Annotated in this window: 15 protein-coding genes; 13 read left to right on the forward strand and 2 right to left on the reverse strand. The window is 49.3% G+C overall.

Annotated elements, in window-relative coordinates:
- Positions 1–34: 34 nt before the first annotated feature.
- Positions 35–511, reverse strand: a complete 477-nt coding sequence (locus HK25_RS00805; protein WP_086554712.1) for a cupin domain-containing protein — start codon at positions 509–511, stop codon at positions 35–37.
- 252 nt (positions 512–763) lie between these two features.
- Between HK25_RS00805 and HK25_RS12905 the strand changes: the two genes are divergently transcribed.
- From HK25_RS12905 to HK25_RS00830, 5 genes are read left to right on the forward strand one after another with little or no spacing between them, the layout of a single operon-like run.
- A complete protein-coding gene (locus tag HK25_RS12905) occupies positions 764–1,039 on the forward strand; it encodes a YtcA family lipoprotein (protein WP_158092795.1) in 276 nt (91 codons plus the stop codon).
- Between the two features lie 3 nt (positions 1,040–1,042).
- Positions 1,043–2,074, forward strand: a complete 1,032-nt coding sequence (locus HK25_RS00815) for an HlyD family efflux transporter periplasmic adaptor subunit (RefSeq protein WP_086634982.1) — start codon at positions 1,043–1,045, stop codon at positions 2,072–2,074.
- On the forward strand, positions 2,071–4,287 hold the full coding sequence (locus HK25_RS00820) for an FUSC family protein (RefSeq protein ID WP_086634983.1): 2,217 nt from the start codon (positions 2,071–2,073) through the stop codon (positions 4,285–4,287). The genes HK25_RS00815 and HK25_RS00820 overlap by 4 nt, the downstream gene beginning before the upstream one ends.
- 17 nt (positions 4,288–4,304) lie before the next feature.
- Positions 4,305–5,846, forward strand: a complete 1,542-nt coding sequence (locus tag HK25_RS00825) for a TolC family protein (protein WP_086634984.1) — start codon at positions 4,305–4,307, stop codon at positions 5,844–5,846.
- Positions 5,846–6,298, forward strand: coding sequence for a MarR family winged helix-turn-helix transcriptional regulator (locus HK25_RS00830; protein ID WP_086554717.1), 453 nt, complete (start codon positions 5,846–5,848; stop codon positions 6,296–6,298). Before HK25_RS00825 ends, HK25_RS00830 begins: the two co-directional genes overlap by 1 nt.
- Positions 6,299–6,302: 4 nt before the next feature.
- Here the strand turns inward: HK25_RS00830 and HK25_RS00835 are convergent, their stop codons facing one another.
- Positions 6,303–6,740 carry a MarR family winged helix-turn-helix transcriptional regulator gene (locus HK25_RS00835; protein ID WP_086554718.1) on the reverse strand — a complete coding sequence of 146 codons (438 nt, stop codon included), beginning with the start codon at positions 6,738–6,740 and terminating at the stop codon, positions 6,303–6,305.
- A 344-nt stretch (positions 6,741–7,084) separates the two neighbouring features.
- Here HK25_RS00835 and HK25_RS00840 point away from each other — a divergent pair, with 344 nt between their 5' ends.
- From HK25_RS00840 to HK25_RS00875, 8 genes are all read left to right on the forward strand, one after another.
- A complete protein-coding gene (locus HK25_RS00840; RefSeq protein ID WP_086554719.1) occupies positions 7,085–8,209 on the forward strand; it encodes an FAD-dependent monooxygenase in 1,125 nt (374 codons plus the stop codon).
- Between the two features lie 24 nt (positions 8,210–8,233).
- Positions 8,234–8,713 carry a (2Fe-2S)-binding protein gene (locus HK25_RS00845; protein ID WP_086554720.1) on the forward strand — a complete coding sequence of 160 codons (480 nt, stop codon included), beginning with the start codon at positions 8,234–8,236 and terminating at the stop codon, positions 8,711–8,713.
- Positions 8,714–12,286, forward strand: a complete 3,573-nt coding sequence (locus HK25_RS00850) for a molybdopterin cofactor-binding domain-containing protein (RefSeq protein ID WP_086634985.1) — start codon at positions 8,714–8,716, stop codon at positions 12,284–12,286.
- 68 nt (positions 12,287–12,354) lie between these two features.
- Positions 12,355–13,395, forward strand: a complete 1,041-nt coding sequence (locus HK25_RS00855; protein WP_086554722.1) for a 2,5-dihydroxypyridine 5,6-dioxygenase — start codon at positions 12,355–12,357, stop codon at positions 13,393–13,395.
- On the forward strand, positions 13,392–14,030 hold the full coding sequence (locus tag HK25_RS00860; RefSeq protein ID WP_086634986.1) for an isochorismatase family protein: 639 nt from the start codon (positions 13,392–13,394) through the stop codon (positions 14,028–14,030). The genes HK25_RS00855 and HK25_RS00860 overlap by 4 nt, the downstream gene beginning before the upstream one ends.
- Positions 14,031–14,047: 17 nt before the next feature.
- Positions 14,048–14,842: an alpha/beta fold hydrolase gene (locus HK25_RS00865; RefSeq protein WP_086634987.1), complete on the forward strand. Its 795-nt coding sequence runs from the start codon at positions 14,048–14,050 to the stop codon at positions 14,840–14,842.
- Between the two features lie 88 nt (positions 14,843–14,930).
- Positions 14,931–15,683 carry an Asp/Glu racemase gene (locus HK25_RS00870; protein WP_086634988.1) on the forward strand — a complete coding sequence of 251 codons (753 nt, stop codon included), beginning with the start codon at positions 14,931–14,933 and terminating at the stop codon, positions 15,681–15,683.
- A gap of 374 nt (positions 15,684–16,057) precedes the next feature.
- Positions 16,058–17,296, forward strand: a complete 1,239-nt coding sequence (locus HK25_RS00875) for an MFS transporter (protein ID WP_369822932.1) — start codon at positions 16,058–16,060, stop codon at positions 17,294–17,296.
- Positions 17,297–17,377: the final 81 nt, after the last annotated feature.

Here is a 17,377-nt window from a genome sequence, read left to right on the forward strand (position 1 = left end):
AAAGCTCAGCTGTATCTGATTGTCAGGCAGGCTATTATTTTAAGGAGGCTGCAGGATTATCCTTCGGGTTGACATAGGTCATACCAAAGGGACCGACACCGACAACCTCGACAATAGCTTCATGGTCTGTTGTGCGCAGAGCATGCGGTATATTTTTTGGCAGATGTACAAAACCACCTGCTGTTAGTTCTTTTGTTTCAGAGGTGTCGTATGTTTTACCAACATAATGGGTGAACTGACCTGAAACGACAGTCAGTGTTTCGTCCATGCTGTGCGTATGTGGGGCAATGGCTGAATGAGGTGGCATCCACACTCTGATAACAAAAGGACCTTTATGGGCAGGGTTACCATAAACGTAAGAGATTTTGATTCCTGAGGGGAAATCTGCCGGAGCGGGTTGCCATGGAATTTGTGCGGTATCCAGGACGATAGCAGGTTCAGCCGCATATGAGGAAAGACAGCCATAAAAAGTTAATACGCCTATGGCTAATGTTGTTTTGACGAGTTTCATTATTTTTCTCTTTCGCTGGATAACGAACTGAAACCCTATAAATTTTTTACGTTTTATAAAAGCATCAGAAGGAGAGGCATGCCATCACATATGCAGAGTGAAGGATATATTTGCCTGATCAGACCGTGTGGGGCTCTGCTGCAGGATATCGCTGCTATAAATTTAGTTGACTTGCAAACAAACTATTATTTATCCTGTATTTCAAATTCTTTGCCCTCAGGGCTAATCAACCTGTTCTTGAGTAATCCGGTCGTGAAATATCAGAAATCTTCTTATCAGCCTTATTTTCTTTGTCTGATGCCTGTTTTGCTTAGTGGGTGCAGCCGGGCACCGCTACAGGATGTCCTTGGTTCTTTTTTTCCATCCTGGATGCTCTGCGGTGTCTTCGGGGTTGTGGCTTCAGCTTTATTACGCGCCGTTATCGGGGCGTTCGGGGTCAATGAGGCAGTGCCGGTGCCTGTTCTGACTTATATCGCCTTTGCACTGGCGGCTACTTTTCTTACCTGGCTTTTGATTTTTGGGCATTGAATCATGGCACGCTTTAAATTCTCTCCGGTAAGAGCAGGGGGCGTCTCTCTGCTTATTCTGTCGTTGTTCAGCTGCGTGGTTCTCGGACTGTTAGTTCTGAATCGTCTCCATCACCGCCCCCGTACAGAAGATGCTTATCTGACCGCCGATATTATTCATTTCGCACCTGAGGTCAGCGGGCGCATCGTTTCTATGTCGGTGCGAGATAACGAGTATGTCAGACGCAATCAGGTTTTGTTCGTTATTGATTCTGAACCTTACGAATACCGGGTGCAGCAGGCCCAGGCTCAGGTTGACAGCCTGCAGGCTCAGATCGATGTGCAGACCAGTCAGGTCAGTTCTCAGCTTGCACATGCTGAGGCTGAGGCCAGCAGTGTAACCAGCGCCCGCGCACGCCTTGCACTGGCTAAAATGACACAGAGCCGCCTTGAGCCTCTGAGCCGCCAGGGTTTTGTAACACACGAAGCACGGGATCAGGCCCGCACAGAAACAAAAACCGCGGAGGCCGGCCTTGAGCAGGCTCTGCGTTCTGCGCTGGCCTCACGGCAGGCTGTACGCAGTGTTGCGCCTTTAAAGGCGGACCTTGCCGCAGCGCAGGCAGTTTTACGTAATGCCCGGCGTGACCTGCGCCTGACAACGGTACGTGCTCCATGTGATGGTATTGTGACCAGCCTGACCACGGCTGCGGGGGAATATGCTTCTGTCGGCAAGCCTGTTTTTACGCTGATAGATAGTGAGCACTGGTGGGCTATTGCGAATTTTCGTGAAACGCAGCTTGCCGCCCTTAAAGTGGGGCAGAAGGTCAAAGTATACGCGATGGCTCAGCCAGATCAGCCGATTTATGGTGTGGTAGGCAGCCTTAATGCCGGGGTTGTGCCAGATGAGGGCACGGTTGCAGATGGCTTGCCTAAAGTGCCGCGTACACTGAACTGGGTGCGTATTGCACAGCGTTTTCCAGTTCGTATTTTGCTCGATAACCCACCAGAACAGCTCATGCGTATTGGTGCTACGGTTGTTGTGGTTGTTATGCCATGAGCCCGTCAGGAGCACATGGGCAACTGCTGCCGCCACAGATTGATGAGGGAGATCCGCCTCAGAAAATACGTCTTTTACTGGCGGAGATGGCACCCACACCAGGGCGCCTGCGTAATACGCTTCTGTTATTAGTTCAGGCGATGCTCACCATTATAATTGGTGAAACGTTTCGTGTGCCCGAACTGCCTATTCTGGTTGTTATTAGTTTTTTCCTTTCAGGGAATGATGCCGCATCTAATGCGAGCACTGCTCTTATGGGCGGGCTGACGATGATTGTGGGTACTGGCCTGACAATTGTTTTGCTGATGATGAGTTTGTCTGAACCTGCAATCAGACTGCCATGTATGTTGTTGCTGACACTGGGGGCCGGTTTTTTATCGCAGGCTGCAACAATGGGGCCATTCCTGAATATTTTACTTTTCTGGATCGTATATATGGCGATGAATGCTGATCTGTTACAGTCAGCAGGTAGTCTGGTTGATGGCTATGTTGGTAACACAACAGATAGTGTGGTGCCGGATAGTATTTTTATGCCGCCAGAGGAAGCGATATTGCATCTTTTGTTATGGATTGGCGTATTATTTCTCATAGCCCTTTTTCTTCTTGTTTTTATTAATAAAATTGCGGGGCATGATCCTCTCGTTGCTCTACGTTCAGGCCTTGCCGGCCGACTGAGTGCTATTGTCAGTGCATGCAGTGATGACCCTGTGCAAAAAAAACAAGGTTTGTCTGCGGTCAACAGGTTTGCCGCAGAGGGTGTTGCCGGACTGAGGCAGGCACATGATCTGACAGCGCGACTTCATCCTGAGTTGCCACGACATCGTACAGGTATCGCCATAATTCGTACAATGGCGCGGTTGGTTATGATTTTTGTTGAATGGTCGCGTTTATATTCTGGCCATAATAAAGATTTTACGCGAGATATAAGCTGTCTGGCCGGTCTTTGTGCTGATGTGCTGCGCAATCGTAAAGTTTTTCTTCCTGCACTGGAGAGCGAAACAACAGATCTTATTGCACAGGCAGAAGTTTTTCGTGACGATTCTCTTTACTATCCTCTGGCGCTCGAAATGGCTCGTTGCCTGACTTTAATAAGAGCTTTGTTATTAAAGCCGGATGTTTCAGCGCATGAATTTGCACCTGATGTAAAAGCAGCTGCCCGTGCTTATTTTAAACCCGATGCGTTTACTAATCCTGCATATACGCAGGCGGCCATGCGTATCGCGCTGTCAGTATCTGTTTGTTATGCCATCACACGTTTTACGTCATGGCCCGGTATTCAGACATGTGTTGTGACCTGCTTTCTTGTTTCTCTTGAGACGCTGGGAGATAGTGTTCACAAAATGATTTTGCGGGTTATCGGGGCACTGATAGGGGCAGCATCGGGCATTATGACGATTCTGGTGTTTATGCCTTATATGACAGATTGCACTGACCTTTTGCTGGCCATTATTCCCGTAACGTTTCTCGCCGGATGGGTGAAGAGTGGTAGTCCGCGCATTTCTTATGCAGGAGTACAGATTGCACTGGCCTATTTTATGACCTTGCTACACGGCTATGGCCCCACGCTTGATATGGAAGCAGGACGTGATCGTGTTGTCGGTATTCTGATCGGTAATGTGGTTGTATATATTATTGCAACACTTTTCTGGCCTGTAAGTGTGACCGACAGAGCTCGTCGTCATTTAGTAAGTGCAATACGCGGTCTTGGCGACCTTGTTATCTGTCGTCGCAGTAATCCTGAAAAACTGGTTGATATAGCCCAGGAGATTGAACGCGAGAAATTTGGTAAGGCTCTGGCTGCAGTACGCAGCTCTATGGCAAATGCCCCGATGGAGCTTTCAGGTATCAGAAATACAGATGGTGTGTGTCAGATTGATACCCGTATCATCACACATATTCAGATGCTGGCCGTGCCCGTCGCAATTCTCGCTGATATTTATGTGCCGGTGAGTGATGATGCTTTTGGTCATATGGAGAAACTAAAAAACTGGTTTGATACTTTTGCACAATGGGTCAGTGACGGGCAGGGCACAGAGCAGCTTTACAGTCAGTTGCCAAAGCCTCCGTATCTGCCTGATGATCCTCAGCGTGAAGCCTGGTTTTTTGTTTTAAATCAGCGGGTACAATATATTTTACACAATTTGTTACCTGCCAGTGACTGTATATCTGAAGGGTCAAAACCTTTTTTGAATACTTCAGAAATTTCCTTATAATATCATATGAAAAATGTATGATGAAAAACTCTTCTCTCTTTTATAGTTTGTCTCTGACGCTGTTTCTGTGCGGATGTAATGATACCCGTAACTTTGCTCCTGAGCGGGCTGATCTGCCATGGCATCCTTCTCCGTCAACAGGACTTAAAATTCCTGAAGGTATAAAAGGTTTTGTTAGCCCAGGTGAAAAAAATACTGTTTCTGAAATTCGTTCAGTGCAGAAACGACTTGCTGTCGGTGATGATATAAAAGCGCAGCCTCTCGGGCTTGCTGATATGATTGATATTGCCGAGCGTCACAACCCTGATACACGTTTTGCGTGGGAAAGTGCACGTCAGGCTGCAATTAATATTGGCATGTCGCGAGCAGCCTTTATGCCTCAGCTTACATTGTCTGCAATGGGCGGTTACCAGCGTATGGCACTGCCGTTGCCTAATTACCTCTCAAAGCGAGGGTATCTGACATCTAACGGTGCAGCAGTTTTTCCAAAACTTGAGCTGGACTATCTTTTGCTTGATTTTGGTCATAGCAGATCTCTTGTGCAGGAGGCACAACAAAAAGCTCTTGCCGCAAATTTTGGTTTTACGGCAGTGCATCAGGCTCTTATTCTTGCGGTTATTCGTGCTTATTATGCGCATGAGGCAGCACGTAATATTCTGAAAGCATCACATGCTGCGGCAGACCATGCAACTGTTCTGTTGCGTTCTGCTGATGCGCGACATGCCCATGGTGAGGCAACAGTTGTTGATGTAGCTATTGCCCGGCGTAACCTTGCACAGGCGAATTATGATTGTGATAAAGCAGAGGATACTGAGCATGCTACCTGGCATGCCTTACTTGCGGTGCTGGGCTTGCCTGCTACGACTGAGCTGACATTACAGCCGGTCACAGAGCATCGTCTGCCGCAGATACCTGAGCAGCAGTTGCAGCGCCTTATTAATCAGGCCTTGCAGGCCCGACCCGATATTATGGCTGATGTTGCAAGAATTCGCGCTGAAGATGCCGCATTAAGAGGTGCCAGAGCTACGATGAAGCCCAGAATATCTCTTGCGAGCAATGTATCGGCCTATCTTGGTGAGCTTAAAACCTACGGTGGGGCTTCGGCAGCCCCTGCGTCAGCGATTGCTCAGCCTCAGGGGCAGGCTTTCCTTCAGCTTAGCTGGCCTGTTTATCAGGGGGGCATGAGGGCCAACACTGTGCGCCTTGCTGAATCGCGCAGGGCACAGGCTGAAGCGACGCTTGCTAAAGATCAGATTAGCATGGAACGCGAGGTGACAGATGCTCTGGATGAACTTAAAACGGCACTGGCACAGGTACACTCAGCCCAGACCCTGCGGGATGCAGCACAGGTAGCTTATAACAGCGCATCGCAGGCTTATGCTCATGGTGTCGGTACGTTTACTGATGCTTCAGCTGCTGTGGCAGCCCTCTACCAGGCACAGGCTGCTTTTGCAGTGAGTACAACGGATGCCTTTACAAAAGCGGCTAATCTGGCTCATGCAACAGGAGAGCTTGTCTCCGGTTCGGAGATATCGGGCATAACGGAGAAGGTAAACTGATGCATAATGGCAGTGAAAACACGATAACTCTGGGGCGTATGCTTAATCAGACAGCCCGTTTGTGGCGTCATATTCTGAATATACGGTTGCTGCCTTATGGTCTGACTGATGCAACATGGCAGCCTTTACTTGAGTTAAAACGACAGAACCGCCCCATGCACCAGAAGGATATTGCTGAAGCTTTGTTTCTTGATAAATCATCAGTTGTAAGAACGTTGCGCAACCTTGAACTGCAGGGTTTGATTACGCGTGTGCCGGACAAAAATGACAGGCGTGCTCATTATATCGTCATAACTGACGAGGGTAATAAACGTATTGAGTATGTTCTTAAAATAGCATCTGAGGTCGAAAATGAAGTCATACAAAAATTAAGTGATCATAAAAATTTTCGGCCACTTCTTGAAGAGGTATACAGTGTTGTGAAAGATATTTCAGGTCATTACAGAATATAAAATCTTAATCGTTCGTAAGTGATAATTTCTGCAGAATATGCAGCGCGGCAACATGTTCACATTCTGTCAGCGGGGCGAGGGTTAACTCTGTTACCTGCAGAGCAACAGGTATGGTTTTTTCAACAAGCAAAGCCCCTTCTTTTTCCAGTGAGACCAGCTTTTGTCTGCGGTCCTGTTTGCTTTGCTCTACTTTTACAAGCCCCCGTTTTTTGAGGCGCGAGACAATATCCCGTAATGTGGCATGATCTATGGCGGTTTGCTGGCTGATCTGCACCAGGGAGGCAGTATGTAGTTTTTGAACTGTGACCAGAACGGCAAATTGTGCTGATGTCAGATGGTCATCAGGAATGTGTTCCTGAAAAATAGCAGTATGACGCTGATAAGCGCGCCGCAGCAGAAAGCCAATCTGCGCATCAAGAATATACTGTTTACTATCTTCCATACTCGTGTGCACCTTACAAAGACAAATGACACGTGACTTTTGGCTGGCAGGGCACAAAACAGATCAGGCCCTGAGTGTGGGCCACGGTCTGACCTGACTTTAGCGTGAAATATACAGGTGCTATAATGCCCTGGCAGACAGGCTATGGCAATGACGCACACGCGGTTTTTTACGTTATAAGCAGAAGATATTTTCGCTTATTTAAAGAAAAATTAATCTTAATTTGGTATAAAGATAGTTCTTTTCAGTAAGAATCATCTTGACCTTTTTGTTTTCATATCAGAACATTCAGATATAGCGTATACACCATATAATGTTATTTGTTGTCTGTCAGGAGAAGCGGTATGTCGGATAAAGGTCGTGTAGGCATTGTCGGCGCAGGGCTGGGCGGTGTCGCAGCAGCAGGGCTGCTGGAAAAAGCGGGTTTTGACGTTGTGCTGTTTGACCAGGCACCAGCTTTTGCCCGTCTGGGTGCGGGTATTCAGTTTGGCCCTAATGTTATCAAAATTCTCTCTACCCTCGATGGTCTGGCTGAAAAGCTTGAGAGTGTCTCCTGCCTGCCAGATTACTGGGTGAGTCGTAAGTGGGATGACGGTACCGTCATGGCTAAAATTCCGCTTAATGCTGAGCGTGAACGTTATGGCGCACCTTATATTACTATCCATCGCGGCGACCTGCACCAGGCTATGCTGAACTGCATCAGCCCTGAGCGTGTAAAGTATAACCATAAGCTGGTTGATTTTACCGATGACGGTAAGAGTGTAACGCTTGAGTTTGAGAATGGTGTTACCGAAAAAGTCGATTTTCTGATCGGTTCTGATGGTATCAATTCACGTATCCGCGAAAAAATGTTTGGGTATGAAGCCCCTCTTTCTACCGGCTGGATCGCGCATCGTGCTATTATTCCGGGTGCGGCTGCAAAAAGCCTGGGTGCAGATCTGAATGCTAAATGGTGGTCAGAGGATCGTCACATCGTCTGCTATTATCTCGATCGTAATGAGGATGAGTTCTACCTCGTGACAGGTGAGCCGGCTGAGTGGACGTCTTCTGTAGGGCAGCTGCCCAGTACGCGTGATGAGTTCCGTGCCGCATTTAAAGGATTTCATCCAATGGTGCAGGGCTATATTGATGCGACAGAAACAGTCACAAAATGGCCGCTTAATACACGCCCGCCTTTGCCGGTCTGGCATCAGGGGCGCACTGTTCTGCTGGGTGATTCCTGTCATCCGATGAAGCCACATATGGCACAGGGTGCAGCTATGGCAGTTGAAGACGCGGCTGTTCTGGCGCGTTGCCTGAGTGAGATTGGCACGTCTGACCTGACACACACATTCAGCATTTACCAGAGTGCACGCAAAGAGCGCGCGACAAAGGTGCAGACAATTTCTAATGCGAATACCTGGCTGCGTCAGCCTGAAGATCCCTACTGGTGTTATGGTGATAACATTTATGATCTGACGATCGGGTAACTTCAGAAAAAGGAGAAGGGCGTTATGGCAGCCAGCGTCTTTCTGACAGTAAACGGTAAACAATGCGAGGTAGAGGCTGCTGCCGGCACGCCTTTACTGACCATATTACGTAATAGCCTGGGGCTGAATGGCCCCAAATATGGTTGTGGTCTGGGGGCGTGCGGAGCCTGCACAGTGCTGCTTGACGGTAAGGCAGCGCGTAGCTGCGTTGTGTCGGTCGAGGCTGCAGGCCGATGCAAAAACATCGTGACCCTTGAAGGACTTTCTCCCGATGGCAGTGACCCTGTGCAAAAAGCGATGGTCACTGCTCAGGCTGCGCAATGTGGCTATTGTCTTAATGGTATGGTCATGACATTGCGTGCTTTTCTTGATGCTGTTCCCAACCCGGATGAAAAAGCTTTGCAGGAGGCTTTGCGTTATAATCTGTGTCGCTGTGGTACGCATGTTGAAATTATGCGTGCAGCACGGATAGCTGCTGGCCTTGAACAGGAAGAGGAGCGGTAAATGGATTCTGTACTCCAGATTTTTCGTAAGGCTCTTCCTCCTGCAGGTCTGGTTGCCCGTGCTGATTTTATTCAGCGTGATGAAGTGCTCGTTCAGATTGATGAGAATAGCCAGGTTACCGCTTTTTGTGGGCACGTTGATCTGGGTACAGGTATTGCAACATCGCTGGCTCAGATTGTTGCTGAAGAGCTTGATGCTGTCCCCTCACAGGTACGTATGGTGCTGGGGCATACTGATAGTACACCTGATCAGGGTGCTACAATTGCCAGTGAAACAATACAGATTTCCTCACGCCCTATTTTGCGTGCAGCAGCACAGGCGCGTAAAATTTTGCTTGCCCGCGCTGCTGAGCTGACCGGGTGTGACAGTGCAGTACTTTCTTTTTCCTCTGGTGTTCTGGCAGGTGGCCCGGCTGATCAGCCCGTGTTAACGCTGGGCGACCTTGTGCGGGGGATGACCCTGCGCGTGGAGCTTGATGAGAGCACGCCGGTTAAAGCACCGGCTGACTATAAAGTCGTTGGTAAAAATCAGCCACGTGTTGATATTCCCGACAAAGTTACAGGCCGCATGGTTTACGTGCACGATGTGCGTGTTGATGGCATGCTTCACGGGCGTGTTATTCGGCCGCCTTATGGCGGGTTCGACCATGGGCCATTCGTCGGGCGTGCCCTGCTTGATGTTGATCGCGCCTCTGTCGCGCATATCGCAGGCCTGGTTGATGTTGTGGTCATTGGTGATTTTGTTGGTGTGGTCGCAGAGCGTGAAGAGCAGGCTATTGCTGCTGCTGAGGCTCTGAAAGTCACCTGGAGCCCGGTTGCTGTACCGGATTTATCCGATCCGGCAGAGGCCCTGCGTCAGAACCCTTACGAGCCGCGTGTTGTCCTGGATCGTGGTGATGTGGATAGTGCTCTGGACGCTGTTACGCATCGTATGGACCGTGAATATTTCTGGCCTTATCAGATGCATGGTTCAATAGGACCATCCTGCTCTGTGGCGTCATGGCAGGCGGATGAGCTGACTGTCTGGTCTGGCACGCAAAACCCCCACATGCTTCAGGCCGATATTGCTATGCTGATGGGGCTGCCTGTTGCCTCTGTGCGCATTGTGCGCCACGAGGCAGCCGGGTGTTATGGCCGTAATTGCGCAGATGATGTCGGGGGCGATGCTGCGCTGTTATCACGTGCTGTTGGCAGACCGGTCAGAGTGCAGCTTACCCGTATGCAGGAGCATGTGTGGGAGCCTAAAGGTGCTGCACAGCTTGTCAGTATTAAGGGAGGGCTCGACGAAACCGGAGCACCTGTCGCGTATAATCTTGATACCAGTTACCCTTCTAACGTGTCTCCCCTGCTGGCGCTGGTGCTGACCGGTGTAGTTCCTGCTGAGGTGCCTGAAATTGCACAGATGGGGGACCGGACATCAGTTCCTCCTTATGAGTATGCCAATGCCCGCGTGACGGTAAAGGACATGCCGCCAATAGCGCGTGCATCGTGGTTTCGTGGTGTGTCGGCTCTGCCCAACAGTTTTGCACATGACAGTTATATTGATGAGCTGGCTGCGGAAGCCGGTATTGACCCTCTTGAATATCGCCTGCGTTATCTGCCTGATAAACGTGCGGCAGAACTGCTTAAAGCGACCGCAGCACGGGCAGAGTGGAAGCCGCGTACCGAAGCGCCGCGTCCTGACCCGGCTGACCGCACATTAAGCGGACGTGGTCTTGCCTATGCACTGTATGTGCATGGTCCGTTCCCTGGTAAACCTGCGGCATGGTCTGCCTGGGTTACGGATGTTGAGGTTGATCGTCTTACAGGTGAGGTCAGTGTAACCCGCGCCGTAGTCGGGCAGGATGCCGGTCTGATGATCAATCCTGCTGGTGTACGCCACCAGTTACAGGGAAATGTCATTCAGTCCGTCAGCCGCACGTTGCAGGAGCAGGTGACGTTCGACAAAGGTGGGGTTGAAAGTCAGGAGTGGGGTGGTTATCCCATTATCCAGTTTCCTGACGTGCCAAAAATTGAACCAGTGCTGATGAACCGGCCGGAGGAACCGCCTCTTGGTGCGGGGGAATCCGCCTCGGTGCCGAGTGCTGCGGCTATCGCAAATGCGTTATATGCGGCAACAGGTGTGCGCTTTCGTGATGCCCCGTTCACTCCGGAAAAGGTGAAAGCCCGCCTTGACGAAGCGCTGGGCCCGTTAAAGCCGGTTCCGCTTTCACCGGTGCCGCCTCTGGCTCTTGGGGGCGAGCTCGTAAAACCAGCCATGGCCGGGCTGGGTTTTAAAGGTTTGTTGCGCCGTGCCGGGCTTGGTACGGCTGTTGCTGTAGCCGGGGGTATGCTGGCAACGCTTATGCCATGGCGTGCTGCTATTGCTCCGGTTGCCCCCCCTGTACCAGGCATGTTCTCCCCCGAAATTATTGCAAAAGGGAAGCTGGTCGCCGCTGCGGGTGACTGCGCTGTGTGTCATACTGCACATGGTGGTGTTGAAAATGCCGGTGGTCTGGCGCTTGATACGCCTTTTGGTACAATTTACACGACCAATCTTACGCCTGATCCCAAAACAGGCATTGGTCAGTGGTCTTATGCGGCGTTCGAGCGGGCAATGCGTCAGGGTATAAGCCGTGACGGGCGGCATCTCTATCCGGCTTTTCCTTACACGTCTTTTGCAAAAATCAACGATACGGATATGCAGGCGCTATATGCTTACCTGATGTCGCAAAAGCCTGTTGAAAAGCAGCCTCCTGTAACATCACTGCGTTTTCCGTATAATATGCGTTTCTCCCTTGCCGGGTGGAATACTCTTTTTCATCGCACAACACCTTTTGTACCTGATCCAGCCCGCTCAGAGCAGTGGAACAGGGGTGCCTACCTGGCTGAGGGGGCAGGGCATTGCTCTGCCTGCCATACGCCACGTAACGCGCTGGGAGCTGAACGCTGGCAGAAAAATTATCTGGCTGGTGGTGAGGCAGAGGGCTGGAGTGCTCCGCCACTTTCAGCCTTATCAGATTCCCCTCTGCCGTGGAGCGAAGGTGATCTGTATGCCTATCTGCGCACTGGTTTCAGCCCGAATCATGGTCCCGCTGGCGGCCCGATGGCCCCTGTGGTGCATGCTATGTCAGAGCTGCCTGATGATGATGTCAGAGCGATTGCACATTATATTGCTTCGTTCGATACACGTCAGACAACTATACCTGTGCAAAGCCAGCGTGAGCAGATTCTGGCGCGTTCAGCCTCGCTTCAGGCACTGGAAAAAGGTGAAGGTGAGAGGATTTATAAAACAGCCTGTGCGGCCTGTCATGAGGGTGAGGCCGCTCATCTTTATGGGGCGCGTCCGCAACTTGCACTGAATACGAACATACAGGCTGAAAATCCTGATAATATTATTCGTATTTTACTTGATGGTGCACCAGACCCGGCGCATCAGACAGCGACGACTATGCCAGCTTATCGTAATGTCTTCTCTGACCGGCAGATTGCAGAAATTCTCTCTTTTCTGCGGCGCACAATGGCACCTGATAAAAATGCATGGACTGATCTTACCGGTCAGGTTTCACGTATTCGCGCACAGGGAGGGCATTGAAAAATGCCATCTCAGTTTTTCATAAAATGGCTCTGTAAGAAAACGCCTTTTGTAAAAGGAACATGCCCATGCCAGTAAGTGATTATGAACTCGTCCAGTCCTGGCGTCAGGTTCTGGGGCTGTGTAACCTGCAGGCAGGTCAGAGTGTTACGCTGCTGACGTCAAGTGCGACGAACGAGCAGACACTGCGTTGTGCTATTCTGGCCGTGCAGGAGAAAGGTGCTTTTGCAAATCGCCTTGATTTGCAACCATCTAATGGCGGAATTTCTCTGTCACGTGACCCACTGGCTTACGTGGGTAAAACGCCACTGACCGGTAATCGTGCCGCTGTAGAGATGCTGAAAGCCAGTGACCTGGTTCTTGATCTGATGACGCTGCTTTTTTCAGCCGAACAGCATGAGATTCTGGAAGCAGGCGGGCGTATTCTTCTCGTTGTAGAGCCGCCCGAAATTCTGGTGCGTATGACTCCGACAGAGGAGGACCGCACGAAAGTACTAACAGCTTCAGCCCGGCTGAGAGCTGCAAAGACTATGACGGTGACATCATCTGCCGGAACAGATGCAACTTTTGCTCTGGGGCAGTATCCTATTCTTGAAGAATATGGTTTTGTTGATAAGCCCGGCCGGTGGGATCACTGGCCGAGTGGCTTCCTGGCAACCTGGGCAAATGAGGGTACTGCTCAGGGTAAAATTGTCCTTGCACCAGGTGATATTTTACTGCCGCAGAAAAGTTACATTACGTCACCTATCACCTGTCATCTGGAAAATGGTTACGTAAAAGCCATTGAGGGTGGTTTTGAAGCAGAGCATCTGCGCGATTATATGGAAAGCTTTAACGACCCGGAAGTTTTTGCGATTTCGCATATTGGCTGGGGCCTGCAAAACCGTGCGCACTGGGCTGTTATGGGCTTTTATGATGGTGAAGCCAGCATTGGTATGGACCCGCGGGCCTGTGCAGGTAACTTCCTGTGGTCAACCGGCCCGAATAACGAAGCTGGTGGTGAGCGTGATACGGCATGTCACATTGATATTCCAATGCGCAACTGCACAGTAAAAATTGATGATGAAACCGTTGTGCAGGACGGCAAACTGACAGGAGACTACGCATGACAAACGGACATCAGCGTGATGAAGCCCGTTATGAAAAACAGGGTTTTGGCAACGAAATCGGTATTGCCGGTGGTATTGGCTTACTTATTGTTGATTTTGTAAATGGCTTTGCTGATCCTGATGCTTTTGGCGGGGGCAACATCCCTCAGGCTATGGAGCGTACGAGCACTTTGCTGGCAGAGGCCCGTCATCATGGCTGGAAAATTGCTCACACGCGCATTGTTTTTGCCGATGATGGCTCTGATGCAAATATTTTTTCCATGAAAGTCCCTTCCATGCTGGGGCTGACGGAAAATAATCCCGCATCAGCTATTGTGCCTGAACTGGCCCCGCTCCCGGGTGAGTATGTTGTGCGTAAAACGGTACCGTCAGCGTTTGCCGGTACACCTCTGGCAGCCTGGTTTGTTACGCATGGTGTGCAGACAGTGGTTGTCGCCGGGTGCGTAACTTCAGGCTGTGTGCGTGCCAGTGTGCTTGATGCCATGCAGGCAGGTTTCCGCCCGGTGATTGTCTCCGATTGTGTAGGAGATCGAGCCATTGGTCCGCATGAAGCTAATTTGTTTGATATGGCGCAGAAATGCGGTGATGTGATGTCGCTTGAGACCTTACTGTCACGTATTTCTGACGCTCAGTAAAAAGTAAGGTCAGAATAATGAATGAATCTAACTTGATGTATGGCGCGAATGTGCATGCTAATGGCATTCGTCAGCATTATCTGCGTTATGGTGGTAAAGGTAAGCCGCTGGTTCTTATCCCTGGTATTACCAGTCCGGCTATCACCTGGGGATTTGTAGGGGAGCGTCTGGCTGCAGAGTATGATGTATATATTCTTGATGTAAGAGGTCGGGGGCTTTCTTCAACCGGTCCTGACCTGAACTATGATCTCGACAGTTATGCAGATGATGCCCTGGCTTTTATTGCAGCTCTTGGGTTGAAAGACGTGACGCTGATGGGTCACTCTATGGGCGCACGTATTGCCATTCGTGCCGCGCGTAAAGAACCTTCTGAGCTGAAGCAGCTTGTGCTTGTTGACCCACCTGTAAGTGGTCCTGGTCGTCGTGTTTATCCTGCAAAACTTGACTGGTATACAGAGTCTATTCGTCTTTCACGTCTGGGAATGAGCGCTGAAGATATGCGTCGTTTCTGTCCGACCTGGACAGATGAGCAGCTTCAGCTGCGTGCTGAATGGCTGCACACCTGTGATGAGCTGGCAACGCGTATTACGTTTGAAAAGTTTCACACAGAAGACATTCATCAGGATTTACCACATCTGAGTGTTCCGGCCCTGCTGGTTGTGGCAACTCGCGGTGGTGTCATTCAGAAAGAAGATGAAGAAGAAATTTCAGGTCTGAATCCGGCTATTAAAATTGTTCACGTCCCGGATGCCGGCCATATGATTCCCTGGGATAATGAAGAGGGTTTTTACAAGGCAGTTTCTGTCAGATAATCCTGCATGTTGTGACCTGTTAATGTTGAAAGTGGGTATAAACGGCGAGAATCAGAGCCGGAACCTGCATATTATTTAAGGTGTTTTTATGAAACCAGTTTACCGTATCGGGCAGATTGTTCCGAGTTCTAACATCACAATGGAAACTGAAATTCCTGCTCTGATTCGTCTGCGTGAAACTATTCGTCCTGAACGTTTTACGTTTCATTCGTCACGTATGCGTATGAAAACAGTGAGTAAAGATGAGCTGTCTGCGATGGATGGGCAGTCAGATCGTTGTGCACTTGAGCTGAGTGATGCCGCACTTGATGTGTTGGGTTATGCCTGTCTTGTTGCAACAATGTCGATGGGGTCTGGTTATCATCGCGTTTCAGAAAAAAGGCTGCATGAAAGAACGGTTGAAAATGGCCATCCTGCACCGGTTATTACCAGTGCGGGTGCCTTGATTGATGGTCTTAAAGTGCTTGGCGCAAAGAAAATTGTAGTTGTAGCACCTTATATGCGCCCCCTGACGGAGCTTGTTGTCGATTATATCACTCGTGAGGGCATTGAAGTTATCGATTACGTAGCACTTGAAATACCCGACAATCTTGATGTTGGCCGTCATGATTGTCAGCGCCTGCCAGAAATTATTAAAGGGTTACGCTATCAGGAGGCTGATGCTGTTGTGGTTTCGGCCTGTGTGCAGATGCCATCTCTGCCAGTTATTTCTGCTGTTGAAGCGTTGACCGGTAAACCAGCTTTAAGTGCGGCTGTTGCTACAACATATGCAATGTTAAAAGCGCTCAGGCTTGAAGCAATTGCACCAGGTGGCGGCGCTCTGCTTTCGGGTACGTATTAAAATTACTGATTAAGGGCGAGGGATATACTTCGCCCTTAATAAAGATAACCCCCTTTACCTGCTCTTAACATCGGCTGGTAAAGGGGGTTATCGCGTTATCATGATGATATAAAATTTAGCATTTAGTTTATTTTTCAATAAATTTCGTTTTTCTGTAACAAAAATTAATGTTTCATAATCAAAATATATTATTCACATTAATCGTGTGTACGCTAAGATAATATCGTTACCGAAACAATAAGTCCTGGGGCGTAGCAGGTCGTTTTTTCGGACCAATCTGGTACACGATATTTTCTGGAGCGCTCATGCAAAATACAGCTGTTTATGAACAGGAGGCCTGTTCTGATCAGAAACAAGACAGGCTATATGCAAAAATGGCGCAGCGTATCCTGCCCTTGCTGTTTCTTGGCTTTCTTGCCTCATATCTTGACCGCGTGAATGTTGGTTATGCAAAACTCAGGATGCTTTCTGACCTGGGAATGAGTGAGGCCGCATATGGGCTTGGTATAGGGCTTTTTTTTCTTGGTTATATTTTGTGTGAGGTGCCCAGTAATCTCTTTCTGGTTAAATTTGGTGCCAGAAACTGGATTGCCCGGATTCTGATTACCTGGGGTTTATGCTCTGGCGCGATGATGTTTGTGCATACACCAACGCAGTTTTACGTTTTACGTGTACTGCTTGGAATTGCAGAAGCTGGTTTTATGCCTGGTGTTTTGTATTATCTGGCTGTCTGGTTTCCACCGCATTACCGTTCGAAAGTTACAGCAGTTTTTATGGCCGGTATTCCTCTTGCCAGTGTGATTGGTGGTCCTCTGTCTGGCTGGTTAATGCAAAGTCTGAATGGTGTAGGGGGATATGAAGGCTGGCGCTGGTTATTTTTCTGGGAGGCTGCGCCTCCTGTTGTGATCGGTATTGCTGTTTTTCTGATGCTACCAGCATCACCAGAGAAAGCTTCATGGTTAAACAAACAGGATGTAGATACACTGTATGCAGCTAACCCTGCAATTTTAGAAAAAGTGAGTATGACAAGCAGCATTGTTGCGGCGTTTCGTAACCCATGGGTGTGGTTGCTGGGTGTCGTTGATGGTACACTTCTGCTTGGTTTATATACCATTGCTTTCTGGACACCGTCTTTGCTGCATGATGAAGGGATACGCTCAACACTTGAAATCGGCTGTCTGAGTGCTATTCCACAAATTGGCGCTGTTATCAGTATGTTTGTAATTGGTCGTAGCTCTGATAAACACGGTGAGCGTCGCTGGCATATTGTTCTTCCCATTCTGTTTGGCAGTCTTTCTATGGCCTGTATTCCATTTTGTGCAGGTAATATTGCAATGACTATTGCCTGCATTACCGTTGCGAATATGGGTATTCTCGGCGCGTTGCCGCCATTCTGGGTGTTACCTTCTCTTATGCTGAAAGGAAATAGTGCCGCTGTAGGCCTGGCACTTGCCGGATCAGTTGCTAACATTGCAGGTTTTTTTGCAACAGCACTGGTGGGTTATGCCCGTAGCATGACTGGTGGTATGGCAGGCGTTATATGGCTGTTTGCCGCCATGGTCTTTCTGGGCAGTATTTCAGTTCTTCTGATCCCAAAAGAGAAGATGAAGTAAAAAGCGAGCTAAAAAGCTCTGGTATTATTTTCCCAAGGGGTCTGGATATGCGTATCCAGGAGCAGATCAGGACAATAAGCG

Origin of the sequence: Acetobacter sp. DsW_059 (assembly GCF_002153695.1) — a bacterium.
Taxonomy (GTDB): Bacteria; Pseudomonadota; Alphaproteobacteria; order Acetobacterales; family Acetobacteraceae; genus Acetobacter; species Acetobacter thailandicus.